The following is a 21,839-nucleotide window of genomic DNA, read 5'->3' as shown; positions in this document are numbered from 1 at the left end:
TCGTGGAGGACACCGGCCGGGCGAGGCTTCCGTTCTCCTGGTCCGGAGTCTCCGTCCACGCCGGCGGAGCGGACACCCTCCGGGTTCGACTCTCCCGCGCGGGTAGGGACGCGGTACGACTGGAGATCGCCGACACCGAGGGCGCTCCCGTCGCGACCGTGCACAGTCTCGCCCTCCGCGCCTTCTCGCCCGAGCAACTCGGCCGACCCGCCGACGGCCACGGCGACTCCCTGTTCCACGTGGAGTGGACCGAAGCTCCCTCGGCGACCGGCACCTTTGACAACTGGCTGATGCTGGAGGCGGGTACGCACGGACTCGCGGATCTCGTCGACATCCCGGCGGCGCTGGTCGTGCCCTGTGCCGAGCCGGCCACAGAGGACACGCCCCGTGCCGTGCATGCCGAAACCGGGCGTGTGCTGACGCTCCTTCAGCAATGGCTCGCGGACGACCGGTTCGCGGATTCGCGACTGGTGTTCCTGACCCGCGGGGCAGTACCCGCAGCCCCGGGCGAAGCCCCGGCCGACCTCGTCCACGCGGCGGTGTGGGGTCTGGTGCGGTCGGCGCAATCGGAGAACCCGGGCCGCATCGTGCTGATCGACGTCGCTGTCGAAGCCGACAGTGACGTGCGGGCGGCTCTCGCCGCCGCCCTCGCCTCGGGTGAGCCCGAGGTCGCGGTGCGCGACGGCGGTCTCCTGGTCCCGAGGCTGGTACGTGCGATGGTTGCCGCCGACGCTCCCGCTCCGGAGTGGGGTGCAGGCGACGGCACGGTGCTGGTGACGGGTGCAAGCGGCTCCCTGGGCGGGTTGTTCGCCCGTCACCTGGTGTCCGAGCACGGCGTACGGAACCTGCTGCTGGTCAGCCGTCGGGGTGAGGCGGCCGACGGTGCGTCCGAACTGTCGGCGGAGCTGGCCGCCCTGGGCGCCGAGGTGTCGTGGGCCGCCTGCGACGTCGCCGATCGTGCCGCTCTGGCGGCCGTACTGGACGGGATCCCGGCGGAGCATCCGCTGTCGGCGGTCGTCCATACGGCCGGTGTCCTGGACGACGGCATCATCGGGTCCCTGACGGCCGAGCGGTTGTCGGCGGTACTCCGCCCGAAGGTCGACGCGGCGTGGAACCTGCACGAGCTCACGTCCGGCCTGGACCTGTCCGCATTCGTCCTGTTCTCGTCCGCGGCCGGTGTGTTCGGTGGTGCGGGTCAGGCCAACTACGCGGCGGCCAACACCTTCCTGGACGCCCTGGCCGCCCACCGCCGGGCCCAGGACCGGCCGGCCACCTCCCTGGCCTGGGGCCTGTGGGCCGAATCCGGGGGCATGGGGGACACCCTCGATGCCGAGGACGTCTCCCGGCTCGGCCGCGGTGGCGTGAACGCGCTCACCGCCGCCGAAGGCCTCGTACTGTTCGACACCGCATGCGCCTCCGGACAGCCACTGCTGGTGCCGGTCAAGCTCGACCTGGCGGCCCTGCGCGCCGCGGCCGGCGGCGGCCTGCTCCCGCCGCTGCTCTCCGGGCTGGTCCGCACGCCCTCGCGCCGCGCGGCCCGGGGTGGCAAGGCCGCCGGTGGTGCGTTCGCCCGGCTGGTCGCCTCGCTGCCGCAGGACCAGCAGCCGGCCGCCGTACTGGAGTTGGTCCGTGGCCAGGTGGCTGCCGTGCTCGGTTTCGCCGGGCCCGAAGCGGTCGACCCGGCGCGGTCGTTCAACGAGGTCGGCTTCGACTCGCTGACCGCCGTCGAACTCCGCAACCGCCTCGGCGCCGCGACCGGCGTACGTCTGCCCGCCACCCTGGTCTTCGACTACCCGACGCCCACCGTCCTGGCGGAGTACCTGCACGCCGAGCTCCTCGGCAGCCAGGAGAGCGCAGTGGCTCCGCTCACGGCCTCCGCGCACGACGACGAGCCGATCGCCATCGTCGCCATGGCCTGCCGGTTCCCCGGCGGAGTGACCTCGCCCGAGGAACTGTGGGGACTCGTCGCGGACGGCCGGGACGCCATCTCCGACATGCCCGACGACCGCGGCTGGGACCTCTCGGGGCTGCTCGACCCCACCCGGCCGGGCGCCGACTACAGTCCGACCGGTGGTTTCCTGCACGACGCGCACCACTTCGACCCGACGTTCTTCGGGATCTCGCCGCGTGAGGCCCTCGCCACGGACCCGCAGCAGCGGCTGCTGCTGGAAACCTCGTGGGAGGCGTTCGAGCGGGCCGGTATCGACCCGGCGTCGATGCGCGGCAGTCGAACCGGTGTGTTCGCCGGTGTGATGTACAACGACTACGGCACCCTTCTCCACCGGGCCCCGGAGGGCCTGGAGGGCTACATGGGGACCTCCAGCTCGGGCAGCGTCGCCTCGGGCCGCGTCTCGTACACCTTCGGCCTCGAAGGTCCCGCCGTCACCGTCGACACCGCCTGCTCCTCCTCCCTGGTCACGCTGCACCTGGCCGTCCAGGCACTGCGCAGCGGCGAGTGCGACCTCGCGCTGGCGGGCGGCGTCGCGGTGATGGCCACCCCGGGGACGTTCATCGCCTTCAGCGTCCAGCGCGGACTGGCGACGGACGGCCGCTGCAAGCCGTTCGCGGCGGCGGCCGACGGCACGGCGTGGGGCGAGGGCGTCGGCATGCTGCTCGTCGAGCGGCTCTCGGACGCCCGGGCCAAGGGCCATCCCGTGCTCGCGGTCGTCCGCGGATCCGCCGTCAACCAGGACGGCGCCTCCAACGGCCTCACCGCCCCGAACGGGCCGTCCCAGCAGCGCGTCATCCGGCAGGCCCTGGCCAACGCGGGGCTGTCCGCCGCCGAGGTCGACGTCGTCGAGGCGCACGGCACCGGCACGACCCTCGGCGACCCGATCGAAGCCCAGGCGCTGCTGGCCACGTACGGCCAGGAGCACACGGACGAGCAGCCGCTCTGGCTCGGCTCCATCAAGTCCAACGTGGGTCACACGCAGGCCGCCGCCGGCGTCGCGGGCATCATCAAGATGGTCCAGGCGATACGGCACGGTGTCCTGCCGAAGTCCCTGCACGTCGACGAGCCCACCCCGCACGTCGACTGGTCGGCGGGAGCGGTCTCGCTCCTCGAATCGGCCACCCCCTGGCCCGAGACGGGCCGCCCGCGCCGAGCCGCCGTGTCGTCGTTCGGCATCAGCGGCACCAACGCGCACACCATCATCGAGCAGGCCCCGGACGAGGACACCCCCGAACCCGTCACCACCCCCGGGGCTCCCTCCGTACTGCCGTACGTGCTCTCCGCGAAGTCGCCGGACGCACTCCTCGGCCAGGCAGCCCGACTCCTGGACCACCTGGACGGCGCGGACGACCTCAGGGCCGCCGACGTGGCCCGCTCCCTGGCCACCACCCGGGCCGTCTTCGACCACCGCGCGGTGGTCGTGGCCGGTGACCGGAGCGAGCTGTTGCGCGGTCTGACCGCCGTCAAGGACGAGGCGGCGGCGACGGGCGTGGCCCGCGGCGCCGCGAGCAACGGGAAGACGGCGTTCGTCTTCCCCGGACAGGGTTCGCAGTGGGTGGGGATGGCGGCGGGTCTGTTGGACTCGTCCGCGGTGTTCGCGGAGCGGATCGACGCGTGTGCGAAGGCGTTGGAGCCGTTCACGGACTGGTCGTTGGTGGACGTGCTCCGCGCAGTCGACGGCGCGCCCTCCCTCGAGCGGGTGGACGTGGTCCAGCCGGCGTTGTTCTCGGTCATGGTCTCCCTCGCCGAGGTGTGGCGGGCGGCGGGTGTGCGTCCGGGTGCGGTGATCGGTCATTCGCAGGGTGAGATCGCTGCCGCGTGTGTGGCGGGGATCCTGTCGTTGGAGGATGCGGCCCGGGTCGTTGCTTTGCGCAGTCAGGCGATCGGTCGGGTGCTGGCCGGTCTGGGTGGCATGGTTTCCGTGCCGCTGTCGGCGGTCGAGGTTCGTGAGCGGATCGCGCGGTGGGGTGAGGCGCGGGTTTCTGTCGCTGCTGTCAACGGCCCGTCCTCGGTGGTGGTGTCGGGTGAGGTCGAGGCGCTGGAGGAACTCCTGGCCGCCTGCGAGACCGATGGCATTCGTGCCAGGCGGATCGCGGTGGATTACGCGTCGCACTCGGCGCAGGTCGATCTGTTGAAGGACGAGCTGGCCGAGTTGCTCGCGCCGATCGTTCCTGGGGCCGCGCGGGTGCCGTTCCTGTCGACGGTCACGGGGGAGTGGGTGAACGGACCGGAGTTGGATGCCGGGTACTGGTTCCGCAACCTCCGGCAGACCGTCGAGCTGGAGGATGTGACCCGCACGCTCCTGGATCAGGGTTTCGGTGTGTTCATCGAGTCCAGTCCTCACCCCGTGCTGACCGTCGGGATGCAGGAGACCGTGGAGGACACGGGCCGCGAAGCAGCGGTCCTGGGCTCGCTGCGCCGCAACGAGGGTGGTTTGGAGCGGTTCTGGCTGTCCCTCGGTGAGGCGTACGTCCGTGGTGTGACCGTCGACTGGGACGCGGTGTTCGCCGGTACGGGTGCCCGGCGCGTGGACCTGCCCACCTACGCCTTCCAGCGCGACCGCTACTGGATCGACGTGCCGGTGTCCGCCGTCGGAGACGTCGCCTCCGCCGGACTCGGCGCGGCCGAGCACCCGCTGCTCGGTGCGGCCGTCGAACTGCCCGACTCGGACGGCTTCCTGTTCGCCGGGCGGCTTTCCCTCCGTACCCACCCCTGGCTGGCCGACCACCGGGCCGCGGACGCCGTCCTGCTGCCCGGCACCGCCTTCGTGGAACTCGCGCTGCACGCCGCACGGCGGGCCGGCTCCGCATTCCTGGAGGAACTGACCCTGGAAGCACCGCTGGTGCTCCCCGAGCACGGGGCGCTCCAACTCCGACTCACGGTCGCCGCGCCCGACGCGGACGGCAGGCGGGCTCTGCACGTGCACTCGCGTCCGGAGTCCCGGGACGAGGAGGACGTTCGCGGCCTCGACGAGCCGTGGACGCGGCACGCCGCCGGTGTGCTCGGTGCGGCGGACGGCAGGACCGCCCCGCAGGCTCCGGACGCACTGGAGGCCTGGCCTCCCGCAGGCGCCGAAGAGCTCGAGGTGAGTGACCTGTACGAGTTGTTCGCCGCCGGCGGGTACGCGTACGGGCCGGCCTTCCGCAACCTGCGGACCGCGTGGCGGCGCGGCGACGAACTGTTCGCCGAACTCGCGCTGGCCGAAGGCCCGCAGGCGGACGCCGCGCACTTCGGCGTGCACCCGGCGCTCCTCGACGCGGGGCTGCACGGCCTCGCCCTGGGGTCCTTCCTCACCGCCGACGAGCCCGAGGAGCCGGGCGGGGAAGCCCGCATGCGGGTGCCGTTCGCCTTCACGGGCGTCGGCCTGCACGCCGTGGGCGCGGACGCGCTGCGCGTGCGGCTGGCCCCCGCCGGCTCCGGAGCCGTGTCCCTCGCCGCCTTCGACGGGGACGGCCGGCCGGTCGTGTCGGTGGAGTCGCTGCTGCTGAGGACGCTCGACCCGGCCCGACTGCGGTCGAACCGGCCCGCGTTCCACGAGTCGCTCTTCCAGCTGGAGTGGCCCGTACTCACGGGCAACCCGGCTTCCGCCGAAGGGCGTTGGGCGCTGGTCGGGAACGACGCCCTCGGACTGGAATCCACCCTGCGGGCCGCCGGCATCACCGCCGACGCGTATGGGGACCTGGACGTCCTCTCCGGCGTGGTGGCCGCGGGCAAGCCGGCGCCGGACACGGTGCTGGTCACGTACGCCGCGTTCGGTGCGCAGTCCGCGCCGGACACGGCCGAGGCCGCCCGGCAGGCCACCCGCGACGCCCTGGAGCTCGTACAGACCTGGCTGGCCGACGAGGCGTTCGCCGAGGCCCGGCTGGCGCTGATCACCCGGGGAGCGGTCGAGGTGCGGCCCGGTGAAGGCGTGCCGGACCTGGCGCACGCGCCGCTGTGGGGGCTGCTGCGGTCCGCGCAGTCGGAGAACCCCGGCCGGTTCCTGCTGCTCGATCTCGATGCGGACACCACCGGCGAGGACCACGGCGCCGTGCCGGCGGAGCTCGCCGCGCTGCTCGCGGTCGCCGTCGGGAGCGGCGAACCCCAACTCGCCGTCCGTGAGGGAGCCCTGCACGCCGCGAGGCTGGCCCGGGTCCCCGTCGACCGGACCGAGCCGGCAGAGGAGTCCGAGGACATGGCGCACCGTACGGACCTCCCCGCGTGGGATCCGGACGGCACCGTCCTCATCACCGGCGGCACCGGCGTACTCGGCAGCCTGCTGGCCCGGCACCTGGTGACCGGGCGGGGCGTGCGCCGGCTGCTCCTGACCAGCCGGCGCGGCCCCGCCGCGGCGGGCGCCGCGGAGCTGGTCGCGGAACTCGCCGCGCTGGGCGCCGAGGCGGCCGTCGTCGCCTGCGACGCGGCCGACCGCGGGGCGCTGACCGAGCTGCTGGCCGGCATCCCCGCCGAACACCCGCTCACCGCCGTCATCCACACGGCGGGCCACCTCGACGACGGACTCGTACCGTCGCTGACCGCGGAGCGGATCGACTCGGTCCTGCGCCCGAAGGTCGACGCGGCCCTCCACCTGCACGAGCTGACCCGGGACCTGGACCTCGCCGCGTTCGTCCTGTTCTCCTCGGCGGCCGGCACCCTCGGCAGCCCGGGACAGGCCAACTACGCGGCGGCCAACGCCTTCCTCGACGGGCTGGCGCGCAGCAGGCGTGCGGCGGGGCTGCCCGCCGTGTCGCTGGCCTGGGGACTGTGGGAGCAGCGCAGTGAGATGACCGGCGAGCTCACGGACGCCGACGTCCAGCGCATGGCGCGTGCCGGCCTGGCCCCGCTGTCCTCGCAGGAGGGCCTGGCCCTGTTCGACACGGCGTGCGCGCTGACCGGCGGCAGTGTCTTCGTCGCGATCCGGCTGGACACCGGCCCGCTGCGGGCCCAGGCCGACGCGGGAGCCCTCCCGGCCGTCTTCAGGGGGATGGTGCGCGGCGGACTGCGCAAGGCCGCCGGCAACGGCGCGGGCTCCGCCGCGGCGTCCGCCGCCGCACAGCGCCTCGCGGGTCTGTCGGCGCTGTCGCAGGAGGAGCAGGAGCGGGTGCTGCTCGACGTGGTGCGGGCCCAGGCCGCCGCGGTCCTCGCCTACCCCTCGCCCGACGCGGTGGGGGAGTCCCAGGGGTTCCTGGAACTCGGCCTGGACTCGCTGACCGCCGTCGAACTGCGCAACCAGCTGAACGCCGCGACGGGCCTGCGACTGCCCGCCACCCTGCTCTTCGACCACCCGACGCCGCTGCTCGTCGCCCAGCTGCTGCGCGGCGAACTCGCCGCGGGCCCGGGCGCCGCGACCGGAAGGGCCGGTACGGCGGGGCAGGGCGGGCAGGACGGGGAGGAGGCGGGCGCCGGCATGTTCGGCGCGATGCTCCAGGAAGCCGGAACGCAGGGTGAGTCCGGTCCGTTCATGGAACTGCTCATGCAGGCGTCACGGTTCCGGCCGTCGTTCGCCTCGGCCGCCGAACTGCGCAAGGCGCCCGCCCTCGTGCGGCTCGCCCGGGGTGACGACGGACCCGGACTGGTCTGCTTCTCGTCGATCCTGTCGATCTCCGGTCCGCACCAGTACGCCCGGTTCGCGTCCGGCTTCCGCGGTCGGCGGGACGTGCACGCCATGGCGGCCCCCGGCTTCCTGCGCGGCGAGCAACTGCCTTCGACCGTCGGCGCGGTCATCGAAGCGCAGGCCGAGGCCGTACTGAAGCACACCGACGGTTCGCCGTTCGTGCTCCTCGGACACTCCTCGGGCGGCATGCTCGCCCACGCGGTGGCCGGCCGGCTGGAGGCCGCCGGGGTCTTCCCCGAGGCCGTGGTCCTGGTCGACATCTACTCGCACGACGACGACGCCATCCTCGGTATCCAGCCGGGGCTGTCGGAGGGCGTCGACGAGCGACAGGGCAGCTACGTCCCCGTCGACGACAGTCGGCTGCTCGCGATGGGCGCCTACTTCCGGCTCTTCGGAGGCTGGAAGCCGGAGGCGGTGAAATCGCCCACGCTGCTGGTCCGGGCGCAGGAGCAGTTCTTCGACTGGAACCGTGCCACGGACGGCGACTGGCGTTCCTACTGGGACCTGGAGCACACCGTCGTGGACGCTCCCGGCAACCACTTCACCATGATGGAGCAGCACGCGCAGGCGACGGCGGGAGTCGTCGAGGCGTGGCTGGACGGGACGCGCTGAGTGCGCCGGGCCCGCCGAACCGGGCCCGGTAGCAAGGTGGTCGACAGCGGGGAAGGGCCCCACCCCCGAGGGGGTGGGGCCCTTCCCCGTCCGTGGTCCGGTGGCTCAGGCGCCGCGGCGGACGCGCGCCGCGCGGGACCGGTCGAGCGCGGCGGCCCGCTCGCGCTCCCGGGCCCGCTTCTTCGGCAGGCCCATGGCGACGACCTCGAAGTTGTCCTTGGTGACGTCCAGCCGGTGGAACAGGTTGTCCGGGCCGGTCACGTACAGGGTGCCCACCCCGAGGCCCTTCAGCGACTCCACCATGACCGGCCAGTGGATCGGCCGGTCGAAGGTGTCCAGCATCATGGTGCGCATCCCGGCGGCGTCCCGTACGACGCTGCCGTCGTGGTCGACGACCACGGGCAGGGACGGGTCGGCGAACCCGTACGCGCCGAAGACCTCCTCCTCGGCCTTGCGGCGCAGGGCGGAGAACGCCGCGGCGTGCACCGGCGGGCGCATCGAGTACATGGAGTAGCCGCCGGCCGCGCTGATGCCGGCCGTCAAGGCGTCGAGGTCCTTCTCGCGCACGGACAGCATGTGGAAACCGGCGTCGAGCCGGCCGGAGGAGTCGTACCAGGCGCCCCGGTCGTCGAACCCGGCGAGCATCTCGTCCAACCGGTCCTGCGGGGTGCGGACGAAGCAGTGCGTGACGACGTCCTCGTAGGCGTCGGCGAAGTACTCCTCCTCGCAGCGGGCCAGTTCCGCGGTCAGCCGGACGACCTCGGTGAAGGACAACGAGCCGACGAACGCGGCGGTGGCCTTCTGTCCGAAGCTGGGCCCCGCGCACACGGTGGGGGCGACGCCGAGGTCGTCCACGGCCCGGTCCGCCAGCGCCATCGAGTTCACCAGGAACGCGATCTGGAAATCGATCGAGTAATCCTCCTCGGCGTCCCGGAAACGGTCGAACACCGAATATCCGAGTGCCTCGTCGGCCTCCGCGAGCCGAACCCGTGCGTACGGGTCGAGCATCAGGAACTTGCCGACCTCCGCGAAGGACGCGGGACCCATTCCGGGAAAAACGATCGCGGTCCCGGTCCGGGGGCCTGTCGATTCGACGCCGGTCGATTCGACCGTGGGTGATTCCGCGCCGGCGGAACCTGTTGTTGCGGTGGCGGGAATCGTGTCGTGAATCGCGTCGTGAATCGCAGCGGGACGAGTCATGAGCCGTGAATACCTTTGCTTCAGGGAAGATCGGGCGAATCGAGAAAAAGGCCTCGTACCCGGGCGGGCGCGAGTGCGCCGGTCCGGGCACGAGGCCGGAGGGGAGGGTGCGGGGTCAGTCCTGGGCCCTGCGGTGGAAGCCCTTGATGCCGATCGCCCCGAAGATCAGGATCGCGGCGGTCAGGGCCGACACGTCCACCCACAACGGGATCGAGCCGGGCCCCCCGGGCGGCAGCAGCAACGCGCGGATCCCCTCGCTGACGTAAGTCAGCGGGTTGAAGGCGCACAACACCTGGAACCAGCGGACGTCCGCCAGTCCGTGCCACGGGAACTGCGTGCAACCGGTGAACATCAGCGGGGTCAGCGTCACCGCGAACACGATGCTGATGTGCCGCGCCGGAGCGAGCGTGCCGATGGTCAGGCCCACCGTGCTGCCGGCCAGCGCACCCATCAGGAGGACGCCCAGCGTGGCCGGGAAGCTCTCCATGGGCCAGGACGCGTGGTCGAGGACCAGGAAGCCCATCGGAATCATCAGCAGCGAGGCGATGATGCCGCGCAGCATGCCGAAGACCAGCTTCTCGACGGCCACCAGGGTGATCGGGATCGGGGCCAGGAGGCGGTCCTCGATCTCCTTGCTCCAGGAGAAGTCGATGATCAGCGGGAGAGCCGTGTTCTGCAGGCTCACCAGGAAGGCGTTGAGCGCGACCACGCCCGGCAACAGGACCTGCTGGAAGTTGCCGCCGGTGTAGCCGAGTTCGCCGAGGACCTTGCCGAAGACGAACAGGATGAAGAACGGTTCCACGAGCACCTGGGCGAGGAACGTGCCCAGTTCGCGGCCGGTGACGAACACGTCCCGCCACAGGATGAAGAAGAACGTACGGGTCACCGAGCGGACGCCGGTCGGCGCGGGCCGCAGCTCGCGCGGGAAGCCGGCGACCGGATCGGGCGCGGGTGCGGTGGTCGTGCTCATCGCAGCTCCCGGCCGGTCAGCGCGATGAAGACGTCCTCCAGTGTCGCGGTGCCCACTTTTATGTCCTTGATGTCGCAGTTCGCCGCCGACAGGGTGGTGATGGCGGCCGGGAGCAGCGCACCGGTCGGCGCGTCGCTGTAGAGCCGGAGCCGTACGGGCGCGTCCGCGTCGACCGGCGGACGGTGGTCCGCCGAGCCGTCGGCCGGAGCGTCCTCGCGGGGCGGCTCGACGTTCTCGACCCGCGTCACCGCCTCGATCTTCTCCAGCAGTCGGATGACCTCGGCGCCGCCACCCTCCGCCGGTCGCACCGTGAGGGTGCAGGCGGTACCGCTCAGGTTCTCCATGAGCGCCTGCGGGGTGTCCAGGGCGAGCAGCCGCCCGTGGTCCACGATGCCGACGCGGTCGCACAGCCGGGCGGCCTCGTCCATGTCGTGCGTGGTGAGCACGGTGGTCACACCGCGCCCGCTCAGTTCTGCGACGCGTTCGTGGATGAACAGGCGGGCCTGCGGGTCGAGTCCGTTGGCGGGCTCGTCGAGGAACAGCACGTCGGGGCGGTGCATGAGGGCCCGGGCGATCATCACGCGCTGGGCCTGTCCGCCGGAGAGCTGGTCACCGCGGTCCTTGCCGCGGTCGGCGAGCCCCACCCAGTCCAGGCACTCGTCGGCGAGCCGGCGCCGGTCCGCCCGACGCATGCCGTGGTAGCCGGCGTGGAAGGTCAGGTTCTGGCGCAGGGTGAGCGACTGGTCGAGGTTGTTGCGCTGCGGCACGACGGCGAAGGCCCGGCGGGCCTGGGCGGGATGGGCCACCACGTCGACACCCTGCACGAACGCCCGCCCGGCCGTGGGGGCCACGCGGGTGGTGAGGATGCCGATGGTCGTCGTCTTGCCGGCTCCGTTGGGGCCGAGGAACCCGAAGACCTCACCCCGGCGGACCGAGAAGCTCAGGTCGTCCACCGCCGGCCGGTCACGGTCCCGGTACTTCTTGACAAGTCCGTCGACCACGACAGTGGATTCCACGGATCGTTCAGGTTTCATTTATGCCTGCGAATCGAGTGGGACGCGACGACGGCGGCCGAGGTCCGCGGGGAGGATATCGCGTGACCGGACGCGCGTCGGGCGCCGACTGAATAGGACACGGAAGTGATGACTTCCTGTCTAGCATGCGGGGTCCCCGGGAGACTCGGGGCTTGAACAGGCCTAGGGGGAATGGGGAAACGGTTAGGGGGGAATAGGGGTGATCGAATATTGCCGCCGGGAAATATCCTCGCAGCGTTACCGCGTGACCGCGCCGGATCCTCTCCGATCGCTCCACCATTTCCGCGAGGAGACCCCGTGAAAGCACTCGTCCTGTCGGGGGGATCCGGCACTCGCCCGCGCCCCCGGTCCTCCGCCACCACCTCGCCCGCGGCCGGGCCGGCCACCCCTGCCGCCGGTAGGCCCGTCCTCGTCGACATCCTCGAAGGCATCGCCGAAACGGGCATCCTCGACGTCGGCATCGTCCTCGGCGAAGGCGCCGACGAGGTACGGGCGGCCGTCGGCGACGGCACCCGCTTCGGCGTCAGCGTCACCTACCTGCCCAGGCGCCGATCACCGGACCCGGCCCAGTCCCTGCGCTGCGCGCGGGACTGGCTGGGCGAGGACGACTTCGTGACCTACCCGGGCGACACCTTCGTCCCGGGCGGGATCGGCGAACAGTTGGAGCGGTTCCGCACCGACCGCCCGGCGGCGCAAGCGGTTCCGGGCCACCCGGGGGTGTACTTCTTCACGGACGCGGTGCACCGGGCCGTCGAAGAAACGGCACCCGCCGACGACGACGAAGCCGGTGAACCCGGAATGTCCGGGGCCGGTGGGGCCGGGTTCACCGACGTCCTGCGCCGACTGGCCGACCAGGGCCTGGAGGTCGTCACCGGCGCGAGCCCCGCCGGGGCGACGCCCACACCCGCCGCCGCGGACACCATCCCGACCGCCGCCGCGGACACCATCCCGACCGCCGCCACGGTCACCGCCCCGCCCACCGCCAAGGCCACTGTCACGGTCACCGACACCGCCGTCGATCACGGCAGGCCGCAGACCCGTTCATGAAGGCCCTCCGCACGGGAGGCGCCGATCGTACGCCCGACCACGAGTCGTCAGGCACCACCCGATGCGGAGTTTCAGGGAGCATGACCCATGAGCACAGCCGGCCCCCCGCCGGGGAGACCACCCCCGACGAGGTCAGCCTGATCCAGATCCGGCAGCCCGCCGCCCACAGCAGCTACCGGATGATCTGCTTCCCGAGCTCACGGAACTCGCCGCTCTGCTACCTGGCGATGGCCGAGTTACTCCTGCCCACCGTGGAACTGCTCATCGTCCAGTACCCCTCCTCGATCTCCGAGGAGGACCTCGACCCGGAGGCGGGTTCCGTACTCGCCGACAAGGTCTTCGAAGCCGTACGGGGCTGGGCCGACCGCCCGTTCGCCCTGTTCGGACACCGGCTGGGAGCCGAACTGGCCTACGCCGTCGGCTGTCGGCTCGAACGGGAGACGTACACGGCGCCCCTGACCCTGTTCGTCTCCGGACGGACCGCGCCCGGCCACCGCGGCAGCCTCGGGCCACCCCAACTCGACTGTCGTGTCGTCGCCCTGGCGGCCCGTCACGATCCGCGCGCCACACCCGCCGCCGTCGGATCGTGGCGGCGCAGCACCTCCGGCGGGTTCGACCTGGAGGTCTTTCCCGGAGCCCAGGGATACCTCAGGACGTACCGCAGGGAGGTGGTCAACATCGTGCACGACCAGCTGATCTCGCTCGGCGAAGCGGACCCGGATTGACCCGTGTCCGCGGCGTGAGCGACCTGATTCCCATCCCTGGTGAAGCTCGCGAACCCCGCGATCCACCCCCTGAACGGGCCCGTCCCCCGGCCCGGCGGACCGCACGCCGCCCGGTCGTGGAACGGCCCAGAGGAAGGACATTGTGCGACCGATGACCGCGAAGATATGTGCAGCCGACTCGGTACGGACCATCGACGAGTTCGAACAGGACGCCCTCCGGGTGGCCGGGGCGATCCGCGAACGGGGTGTCGGCCTCGGCGACCGGGTCATGCTCAAGGCCGGCAACTCGGCGAGCTACGTGTGCGTCCTGTACGCGCTCATGCACGTCGGCGCCTCGATCGTCCTCGTCGACCAGCAGGAGCACCAGGAGGAGACCCGCCGCATCGCCGTACGAACCGGTGTGAAGGTCACCTTCGTCGACGACGACACCCCCATCTACCCGGACGCCGACCCCGTCCACCTCTACGAACTGATGGTCGCCGTCGCCGACCACCAACCCACCGAACCCGCCCTCTCCTTCGACGCCTGGGGCGAGCTGCCCGACGGCCTCATCATGTGGACGTCCGGATCCACCGGATCGCCCAAGGGCGTCGTGAAGTCCGGCGCCTCGTTCCTGCGCAACCTGCGGCGCAACGCCGACCAGATCGGCCACCGCGCCGACGACGTACTGATGCCGCTGCTGCCGTTCGCCCACCAGTACGGCCTGTCGATGGTGCTCATCGCCTGGCTCACCCGCTGCTCCCTGGTGATCGCCCCCTACCGCCGTCTCGACCGCGCCCTGCGCATGGGCCGCGACGCCGGGGTGACGATCATCGACGCGACCCCCTCCAGCTACCGCAGCATCCTCAGCCTCGTCACCCGCAAGGCCTCGCTGCGCCGCCACGTGGCCGACGTCCGCATGTTCTGCGTCGGCGCCGCCCCCCTCGACGCCCCGCTGGTCGAGCAGTACCGCACCGAGTTCGGACTGCCGCTGCTCGACAGCTACGGCTCCACGGAACTGGGCAACATCTCCTTCGCCACCCTCGACAACCCCGTCGCCTGCGGCCGGGCCATGGAGGGCATCAGGCTCCGGATCGTCGACGAGGACCGCCGCGAGCTGGCCGCGGGGGAGACGGGGGAGATCGAGGTCGACACCCCCGACGCCCTCGAAGGGCAGGTGTCCGAGGACGGCACCATCGTGCCGGCGCACGCGACCGGCTGGCAGGCCACCGGGGACCTCGGTCACCTCGACGCCGGCGGCAACCTGCACGTCCTGGGCCGCAAGTTCGCCGTCCACCGCATGGGTTACACCCTCTACCCCGAACTCATCGAGCGGAAGGTGTCCGCCGAGGGGTGCCCCACCCGCATCGTGCCCCTGCCCGACGAACTGCGCGGCTCCCAGCTGGTGTTCTTCGTCGAGGACGAGGAGATGCGCGACGCCGCCCACTGGCGCGAACGACTGTGCGGCCTGCTGCCGACCTACGAACAGCCCAACAAGGTCGTGGTGTTGGAGAGGTTCCCGCTGAACCGCAACGGCAAGCCCGACAAGAAGGCGCTCGCCGTGCTCGCCGCCGAGGCGTGAGGACCCCGGCGCCCCGGTGAAGGCGCCCCCGCGTTCGCGCGGGGGCGCCTTCGTCCCTACCCGGGTCCGCGTGCGGCGAGGACCGCCGGGTCAGTCGTCGTAGGGGAGTTCGACGGGAGCCAGCGCGTCGAAGAGGTCGCCGGGACCGGGGTTGTCCGGGTGCGTCGAGCCACCCAGGTGGTCCACCACGCCCCACACCGCGTTCAGCGCCGTGGTCACGGCGCCCTCCGCGAACCCGCCGGTCCACGACACGTCGTCGCCGCACAGGAAGAAGCCGCGGTCCCGGGCAGGCAGCCCGCGCTGCATGAACTGCGTGAACAGCCGCCGCTGATACCGGTAGTGGCCCGGCAGGTTCGCCTTGAAGGCGCCCATGAAGTGCGGCTCGGTCTCCCAGGTGACGGTGAGCGGCTCACCCCTCACGTGCGAGCGGATGTCCAACCCCGGATAGATCGCAGCGAGTTGCCCCAACAGGGCGTCGAGTCGCTGCTGCGGGCTCAGCGTCGCCATCTTCAGCGAGTCGTCGTTCCAGGTGTACGACAGGCACATCACGCCCGGCCGGTCCGGGCCGTCGTCGAAGAGGTACACGCCGCGCGGCATCCGGTCGGTGAGCGTCATGCTCATCACCGGCAGGCCGGTGCCCGGATCCACGTCCTTCCAGAACGGCCGGTCGGTGAGGACGAACAGCTTGGACGAGCCCATGTAGTGGGTTCGCTCCACCGCGGTCCACAGCGGCGCGCTCAGCAGCGCCGGATCGGCCTCCACCCGGTTCAGCAGCGTCCACACGTGCGGGGTGTACACGACCGCCGGGAACCGGTCCCGCCGGCCCTCGGTGTCGGTGACGGAGAACTCCGTGCCGTCGCGCTCCACGGCACGCACCCCGGGCCGGGCGGTCCCGCCGTGCAGGGAGGCCAGCGAGGTGCCCGCCGGCCAGTGCGCGCACCGCTCGGGACGGTGTTCCCACAGCCCGCGGGGAACCTGCTGGGAGCCACCGAGGACGGCCATCTGGTGGTCGTCGGCCTCCGTGTAGACCACGCGCAGGATCTCCAGCAGCGAGTTGGGGAAATCGGTGTCCCAGCCGCCGGTGCCGAAGCCGACCTGGCCGAATATCTCCCGGTGCCGGAACGAGCGGAACGCCGAACTCGTCGCGAGGAAGCCGTGGAAGGACTGGTCGTCGAACTCCCGCACCAGTCGGCCCCAGACGTGCTTGAGGGTCTCCACGTCGCGCCGTCGCACGGCGTCGCGCATCGTGGCCAGCTCGGCCCGCTCCTGGAGGGACTTCTCCCAGGCCGTGGCCACCTCCTGGTAGATGTCGGGGAGTTGCTCCGCGCCGCGCACGGTGTGGCGTACGCCGCCCAGGTCGATCAGGGTGCTCGGGGTGTGCGGCGCCAGCGGGTTGGGGAACGGGCTGGTGCGCAGGTCCAGCAGGTCGATGTAGTGGAACAGCGCGCGGGCCGATCGCGGGAAGCGCATCGCGCCCATCTCCGCCACGCAATCGGGCTGCCCGGGGAAGGGGACCGACCGCATCCGACCGCCGAGCTGGTCCACTTCGTACACGACCGGGCGCAGGCCCAGCCGCATCAGTTCGTAGCCGGCGGTCAGCCCGGCCATCCCGCCGCCCACCACGGCGACGGGCGTTCCGGCGCGGCCGGGCGGCAGGGAGCCCAGGCCCGCAGGGTGGCCCAGCCAGCCGTCGTAGGAGAACGGGAAGTCCGGCACGAGCATGGTGGTGGGAGCCGGGCTTGCTGATGTCATCTGGAGTACCTCTCGGGCCGGTGCGACATCGCTTCCAGGGGAACCGGGCACGAGCCGGCGCAGCCGGGGACGCGGCACGGGGCCGGCTCGGCGGGAGGGATCCACGCGCCGTACGCCGTGCGCGGTCGGTCCGGTCCTCGCACGCTACGCAGCGGCCCCCGAACCGGACAACCCCTACCGACCCGGGTGCCCGGCCGTACCGGTGGCGCCGTACGGGGTGTCGTGCCCGGTGGTGCCCCCGGTGGCCGTGCCCCGGTGGGCGGGGACGGCGATCGCCGTCACCACCAGGCCGTGGTGAGCGAGCCAGCGACCGGTGAACGTGTTCACCGGCCGGCCGCCGGGGTCGCTGCCCGGCCGCAGGACGCGGGCCCGGAACGTGCCGCTCAGCAGGCCTCCGGGGGTGTCCTCGCCGGTGTCGGTACGGAAGGAGAGGGCGGCGTCCTCGAAGTCCAGCTCGGTGCCCACCAGCGGGTACCAGGTCTTGTACACGGCCTCCTTGGCGCTGAACAGGAGCCGGTCGCGGCAGTACCGCCCCGCTCCGGTGGCGCGCGCCCAGGCGAGTTCCTGGGGCAGGGCGATCGACTCCAGAACCCCGCGGGGCAACGGCCGGTCGGGTTCGGCGTCGATGCCGACCGCCATCAGGTCGGTGTCCCGGGCGAGGACGGCGGCCCGGTAGCCGGCGCAGTGCGTCATGCTGCCCACCACCCCCGCCGGCCACTGCGGCACGTTGCGCCTGCCGGGCAGCACCGGTGTCGGGGGCAGCCCGAGGGCGGCCAGCGCGCGGCGGGCGCAGCCCCGTACGGTGGTGAACTCCTCGCGCCGCTCCTGCGTCGCGCCGGCCACCAGGACGGCCTCCTCGGGGTGGAGCACGGCGGCGCCGTCCGGCCCGAACGACTCGCTCGCGCGAACCCCTTCGGGCAGCAGGGTCTCGATCACGTTCCGTCCTCTCCGGCGGTGTGGGGGAGGATCTGCCGCAGCAGACCCCGGGGGTGGCCCCGGCGGCGCCACTCGCGCGGGTAGCCGATGGACACCTCCTCGAAGCGCACCCCGTCGTACCAGGTGGTGCGGGGGATGTGCAGGTGTCCGTAGACGACGGCGGCCGTGCGGAACCTGCGGTGCCAGTCGGCGGTGAGCACGGTGCCGCACCACTGGGCGAATTCCGGGTGCCACAGGACGTCCGTGGGTTCGCGCACCAGCGGGTAGTGGTTGACCAGGACCAGCGGCACCGCCGGGTCGTGGGCCTCGAGCCGGCGCCGGGTGTGCGCGACCCGGGCCCGGCACCAGTCGTCGCGCGTCGGGTACGGGTCGGAGTGCAGGAGGTACTCGTCCGTGCAGACGACGCCCGCCTCGTGCGCCCGGGCCAGGGACTCCTCCTTGGTCCTGGTCCCCGCGACCCGGAAGGTGTAGTCGTACAGCAGGAACAGCGGGGCGACCGCGACCGGACCGCCGGGCCCCTCCCACACCGGCCACGGGTCCTCGGGCGTGACGACGCCCAGCTCGCGGCACATGTCGACCAGGTGCCGGTAGCGCTGTTCGCCGCGCGCCTGGACCGGGTCCTCGCGCGGGGTCCACAGTTCGTGGTTGCCTGGCGCCCACACCACCTTGGCGAAGCGTTCGGACAGCAGGCGCAGCGCCCACTCGATGTCCTCGGTCAGTTCGCCGACGTCACCGGCGACGATCAGCCAGTCGTCCGGGTGGGTGGGCCGCAGGGATTCGGTGATGGGCCGGTTGTCGGCCATCCCGATGTGCAGGTCGCTCACCGCGAGCAACCGGGGACCGGGCGTGCCGGGGGACGCGGGTCCGCCCGGCCCACCGGCCGCGTCGGCGGGATCAGGCAGTGTGTGCGACATCGATGTCCCAACTGACCGGCAGGTCTTGGCGGCGCGTGATGTTGATCTTGCGGTAGACGCGGGTGAGGTGCTGTTCCACGGTGCTGACGGTGATGAAGAGCTTCGCCCCGATCTCACGGTTCGTGTACCCGTGAGCGGCCAGCGCGGCCACCCGCCGCTCGGCGTCCGTCAAGGGGGCCGTCGCGCTCGGCCGCGTCCGTACGGGGCTCGGCAGCACCGCGGGCGCCGGCCGCGCCGGCACGCTCAGTACGGACTGCCCGGGCTGGGCGCGGTGCGTGTTCTCCCGCGCGCCGCGGACCTCGGCGATCCGCCCCGCCCGGCGGGTGCAACTGCGTCCCTGGGCCGCGTCGCCGAGCTGCTCGTACGCCGTTCCCAGGTCGGTCAGCGTCCGGGCCAGCGCGTGGGCATCGCCCTCCTCCTGGAGCAGCGTCACGGCCCGTTCCAGCAGCACGGGCCGGTCGGCCGGCGGCCGGGCGGCGGCCAGGACGCGCAGCGCCATGCCGCGCACCCGCGGTCCGGCTTCCCGGGCGAGCTGCTCCCGGGCGAACTGTTCCGCCTGGTCACGGTTGCCGAGGGCCAGCGAGGCCTCCGCCATCCCGACCCGCCAGGGCGCGAGCCCCTCCCGGTCCATGTCCCACTCGCGCATCAGCCGTCCGCAGGCCATGAAGTCGGTCAGCGCGGCGTGATGCCGGCCGGTGGCGAGCCGGTGACCTCCACGCGCGTAGAGGTAGTGCAGCCCGTACCTGGTCAGGAGCATCTGTTCCGGTACCGGGTGGTTGTCGACGAGGGCCGCCGCCGCCTCGTGGTCGCCCAGGGCGGTCCGTGCCTCGATGAGGGCGGACAGCGGCATGCCGATGCCCACGCCCCACCCCTGCGGAGTGAGCTGCTGCATCGACTCCGCCGCCAGCCGGCGCGCCAGGTCCGGCTCGCCGCGGCGCAGCGCCATGTGGGCGCGCATCGCCTGCATGACGGCCGTCCAGCCGGGGGCGTCGTGTTCGGAGGCCTCGTCGAGCAGGCGGTCCGTCCACAGGATCGCCTCGCCCAGCCGCTCCGAGTACAGCAGCGTCAACAGGCACGCCCGTATCGTGACGTGGCTGTCCTCGGTGAGCCGGGTGCCGGCCAGGATGCGTTCGGCGGTCTCGCTGTGCCGCTCGTCCACGGCGGCCCGCTCGCGGTGGCCCGGTCCGGTTCCGGCGCCCAGGACGCCCTGCAGGACCCGGATCCCGGTCATCGCCCAGTCCTCGGGGGACTCCGCCGGCGCCGGGCCGGCCGGGCCGAGCGCACGATCCAGCCGGTCCAGCAGCGTGGGGTATGTGGAGGCCAACATGACCCGAACATTGCGCAGTTGACGGGTCAGGCGAGGGTCCGAGGGCTTCGGCATGCCGTCGAGGGCGTGCTCGATGGCGATCGAGGCGTCATCGATCCAGCCGTTCCACAACAGGTCGCCGACGAGCCGCAGTGAATCGGTGACGGGCAGCGTTCCCTCCCGCAACGCGGCGTTCAACGGCTGGAGTTCCTGCGCCCAGGCGGACGGGTTGACCCGCCAGATGAACTTGGCCGTGCTGGCCCTCAGCCGCAGCCGTTCCCGCTCGTCGCGCGAGCACTCCTCCGCCAGCCGCAGGCAACTCACCGCGAACTCGACCCGCTGGGCGGCCAGTGCCGTGTGCGCGGCGGCGCTCAGCACCCCCGGCACCCACTCCTCGTCGGGGACGGCCGGACCGTTGCCCAGCAGGTGCGCGGCGACGGCCATCGGGGCCGCCCCGGCCTCGTACAGCAGCCCCGCCGCGCGCCGGCGCAGCAGGACGAGGGCGTCGTCGGCCAGGCTCTCCCGTACGGCCGTGCGCACCGCGCCGTGCCGGAACCGCTCGCCCTGCAGGATGCCCGCGTCGCCGAGGGCGGCCACCACCTGCTCCACCGTCCGCTCGTCGGTCTCCACCAGCCGGGCCAGCAGCGGCCGCGCGGTCGAGCTGCCCAGCAGGGCGATGCCCCGGGCGACCCGAAGACCTTCGGCGCCGGTCCGGTGAACACAGATCAGCGCGTTCTGCAGGAACTGCTCACCGGCGGGGAACGCCCCCTCGGTCGGTTCCGCGGCGCGCTGCCGGTGGGCGCGGTCGTCCAGGAGGCTGTGGACCAGCAGCGGGTTTCCGCCGGTGGCCTTGTGCAGGGAGAGGGCCAGGCGCGCGGTGGGCGACGATCCGGTCGGGGCGTCGCCCGCGGGGGCGGCTTCCCCGGTCCGTTGGACGAGGAGGGCTTCCACACCGCGACCGGTGAGCGGCCCGAGCCGCAGGTGCAGGCCCTCGACGTGGCGGAGCAGTTCGTCCAGGACGGGGGAGGCGGTCGTTCCCGCGTCGGGACCGCACGTCACGACCAGCGCGAGGTTCCCGGCCGTGGCGCGCGCCCGACCCAGGGCGTACAGGAGGCACTGCAACGACTGCGGGTCGGCGTACTGCACGTCGTCGACGGCGATCAGCACGGGGCCGTGGGCCGCGAGACCGGCGAGGCGGGCGTGGACCGCCATGAGGGTCTGCGCGGGGACGAGCTCCTCGGCGCCGACCGGCCCGTGGAGGGCGAGGGGGCCGGTCGCTTCGCGGGTGTCCCGCAGCAGCTCCTCCACCACGCCGAAGGGTATGTGTCGTTCGGAGACGGAGGTGACGGCGCTGAGGAGGCGGATGCCCGAATCGGCCGTGGGTTCCAGCACGCGATGGAGCAGTGCCGTCTTGCCGGAGGCGACCGGACCGCTGATGACGGCGATCCGGCAGGGTCTGGAGGGGTCGTCGGGGGCGGCCCGGCGCGCGGCCGGCCTGCCGGCGCCGTGAGCGGCGGTGTGGGCCCGGGCGGCGCCGGTCACCCAGGCGGTCAGCTTGGCGATCTGTTCATCCCGCTCGACCAGCATGGCTGTAGAAGCCTCCCCTGAGATTCGGAGCGACACATCTCGGTCCTGTGGCAAGACATGGCTATTCCTTGGAGTCCCGCACGGGGAAGCGGTGCCCGGGGAGCGCGTGGAATTCTGCGCTCGCCGTTGGTCAAACGGCAGGCCGGTTCTTCCCGTTCGGCAGGTCCGATCAAACTCTAGCAACACTCGACCGGCCTTCCAGCGGACTCCGTTTTGAATGACACGCGGCCAAGGAGCCGTTGGTTCAGGTGAATCGGCGAAAAACCTCGTGTCGGTATCAGGAACCTCAAGGAAACCTCAAATGCTCATTGCTCAACCTTTACGGCTCTAGGGGTCGGCGCGCGCAGAATAGGGGTCGGAGACGGTGGAGGAGCCACGGTTCCCGCTCGTTTAATGGTGGGGCGCGGGCCTTTGGCGGCCCGTCGGAAGAGACGAGCCGCCCGCCTCGCGGGGCCGGGGTCGAGAGGGCACATGACGACGAACCTCACCGGGAAAGTGGCCGAGTTGCGCGACCTGCGCGAGCAGGCGCGGCGCGGGCCGAGCGATCGCGCGACGCAGGCGCAGCACGCCAAGGGCAAGCTGACGGCCCGGGAGCGCATCGCGCTCCTGCTCGACGAGGGGTCCTTCAAGGAGGTCGAGCAGCTGCGTCGG

The 21,839-nt window shown here is 72.3% G+C and carries 12 protein-coding genes; 5 read left to right on the top strand and 7 right to left on the bottom strand.

All coding sequences use genetic code 11. The features are described 5' to 3' along the window. Positions 1-8,156 (top strand): SDR family NAD(P)-dependent oxidoreductase (locus ACFY0I_RS39505; RefSeq protein WP_388904639.1); only part of this gene is annotated, 8,156 nt, incomplete at its 5' end. A 105-nt stretch (positions 8,157-8,261) separates the two neighbouring features. Here the strand turns inward: ACFY0I_RS39505 and ACFY0I_RS39500 are convergent. From ACFY0I_RS39500 to ACFY0I_RS39490, 3 genes are all read right to left on the bottom strand, one after another. Next, positions 8,262-9,203 (bottom strand): ACP S-malonyltransferase, encoded by a 942-nt coding sequence (locus ACFY0I_RS39500; protein WP_388904638.1) that lies wholly within the window; start codon positions 9,201-9,203, stop codon positions 8,262-8,264. Positions 9,204-9,471: 268 nt separating this feature from the next. After that, positions 9,472-10,326: an ABC transporter permease gene (locus ACFY0I_RS39495; protein ID WP_388904637.1), complete on the bottom strand. Its 855-nt coding sequence runs from the start codon at positions 10,324-10,326 to the stop codon at positions 9,472-9,474. Beyond that, positions 10,323-11,327, bottom strand: coding sequence for an ABC transporter ATP-binding protein (locus ACFY0I_RS39490; protein ID WP_388904636.1), 1,005 nt, complete (start codon positions 11,325-11,327; stop codon positions 10,323-10,325). The genes ACFY0I_RS39495 and ACFY0I_RS39490 overlap by 4 nt, the downstream gene beginning before the upstream one ends. A gap of 330 nt (positions 11,328-11,657) precedes the next feature. Between ACFY0I_RS39490 and ACFY0I_RS39485 the strand changes: the two genes are divergently transcribed. From ACFY0I_RS39485 to ACFY0I_RS39475, 3 genes are all read left to right on the top strand, one after another. Further along, on the top strand, positions 11,658-12,407 hold the full coding sequence (locus tag ACFY0I_RS39485) for a sugar phosphate nucleotidyltransferase (RefSeq protein ID WP_388904635.1): 750 nt from the start codon (positions 11,658-11,660) through the stop codon (positions 12,405-12,407). Between the two features lie 80 nt (positions 12,408-12,487). Then, entirely contained in the window at positions 12,488-13,132 is a 645-nt protein-coding gene (locus ACFY0I_RS39480; protein ID WP_388904634.1) for a thioesterase II family protein, read from the top strand. 151 nt (positions 13,133-13,283) lie between these two features. After that, entirely contained in the window at positions 13,284-14,693 is a 1,410-nt protein-coding gene (locus ACFY0I_RS39475) for an AMP-binding protein (RefSeq protein ID WP_388904633.1), read from the top strand. Positions 14,694-14,783: 90 nt separating this feature from the next. On the opposite strand, the gene ACFY0I_RS39470 is transcribed toward ACFY0I_RS39475, so the two are convergent. From ACFY0I_RS39470 to ACFY0I_RS39455, 4 genes are all read right to left on the bottom strand, one after another. After that, positions 14,784-16,445 carry a flavin monoamine oxidase family protein gene (locus tag ACFY0I_RS39470; RefSeq protein ID WP_388904631.1) on the bottom strand — a complete coding sequence of 554 codons (1,662 nt, stop codon included), beginning with the start codon at positions 16,443-16,445 and terminating at the stop codon, positions 14,784-14,786. Positions 16,446-16,619: 174 nt separating this feature from the next. Beyond that, positions 16,620-17,381: a 4'-phosphopantetheinyl transferase gene (locus ACFY0I_RS39465; protein WP_388904629.1), complete on the bottom strand. Its 762-nt coding sequence runs from the start codon at positions 17,379-17,381 to the stop codon at positions 16,620-16,622. Next, the gene (locus tag ACFY0I_RS39460; protein ID WP_388904628.1) at positions 17,378-18,295 is read right to left on the bottom strand and encodes a metallophosphoesterase family protein; all 918 of its coding nucleotides are present in this window, start codon (positions 18,293-18,295) and stop codon (positions 17,378-17,380) included. The genes ACFY0I_RS39465 and ACFY0I_RS39460 overlap by 4 nt, the downstream gene beginning before the upstream one ends. Then, positions 18,276-21,188, bottom strand: coding sequence for a LuxR C-terminal-related transcriptional regulator (locus ACFY0I_RS39455; protein WP_388904626.1), 2,913 nt, complete (start codon positions 21,186-21,188; stop codon positions 18,276-18,278). The genes ACFY0I_RS39460 and ACFY0I_RS39455 overlap by 20 nt, the downstream gene beginning before the upstream one ends. A 471-nt stretch (positions 21,189-21,659) precedes the next feature. Between ACFY0I_RS39455 and ACFY0I_RS39450 the strand changes: the two genes are divergently transcribed. Beyond that, a partial coding sequence (locus ACFY0I_RS39450; protein WP_388904625.1) for a carboxyl transferase domain-containing protein occupies positions 21,660-21,839 on the top strand: 180 nt, incomplete at its 3' end.

The sequence above is a fragment of the Streptomyces sp. NPDC001568 genome (genome assembly GCF_042893755.1).
GTDB lineage: Bacteria > Actinomycetota > Actinomycetes > Streptomycetales > Streptomycetaceae > Streptomyces.
This window is presented reverse-complemented; position numbering and strand designations above follow the sequence as displayed.

What these genes read in the sequence shown, in the direction of transcription:
- ACFY0I_RS39500 (WP_388904638.1), bottom strand. Translation starts at nt 9,203, where the DNA reads ATGGGTCCCGCGTCCTTCGCGGAGGTCGGCAAGTTCCTGATGCTCGAC.
- ACFY0I_RS39495 (WP_388904637.1), bottom strand. Translation starts at nt 10,326, where the DNA reads ATGAGCACGACCACCGCACCCGCGCCCGATCCGGTCGCCGGCTTCCCG.
- ACFY0I_RS39480 (WP_388904634.1), top strand. Translation starts at nt 12,488, where the DNA reads ATGACCCATGAGCACAGCCGGCCCCCCGCCGGGGAGACCACCCCCGAC.
- ACFY0I_RS39475 (WP_388904633.1), top strand. Translation starts at nt 13,284, where the DNA reads ATGACCGCGAAGATATGTGCAGCCGACTCGGTACGGACCATCGACGAG.
- ACFY0I_RS39470 (WP_388904631.1), bottom strand. Translation starts at nt 16,445, where the DNA reads ATGACATCAGCAAGCCCGGCTCCCACCACCATGCTCGTGCCGGACTTC.
- ACFY0I_RS39460 (WP_388904628.1), bottom strand. Translation starts at nt 18,295, where the DNA reads ATGTCGCACACACTGCCTGATCCCGCCGACGCGGCCGGTGGGCCGGGC.
- ACFY0I_RS39455 (WP_388904626.1), bottom strand. Translation starts at nt 21,188, where the DNA reads ATGCTGGTCGAGCGGGATGAACAGATCGCCAAGCTGACCGCCTGGGTG.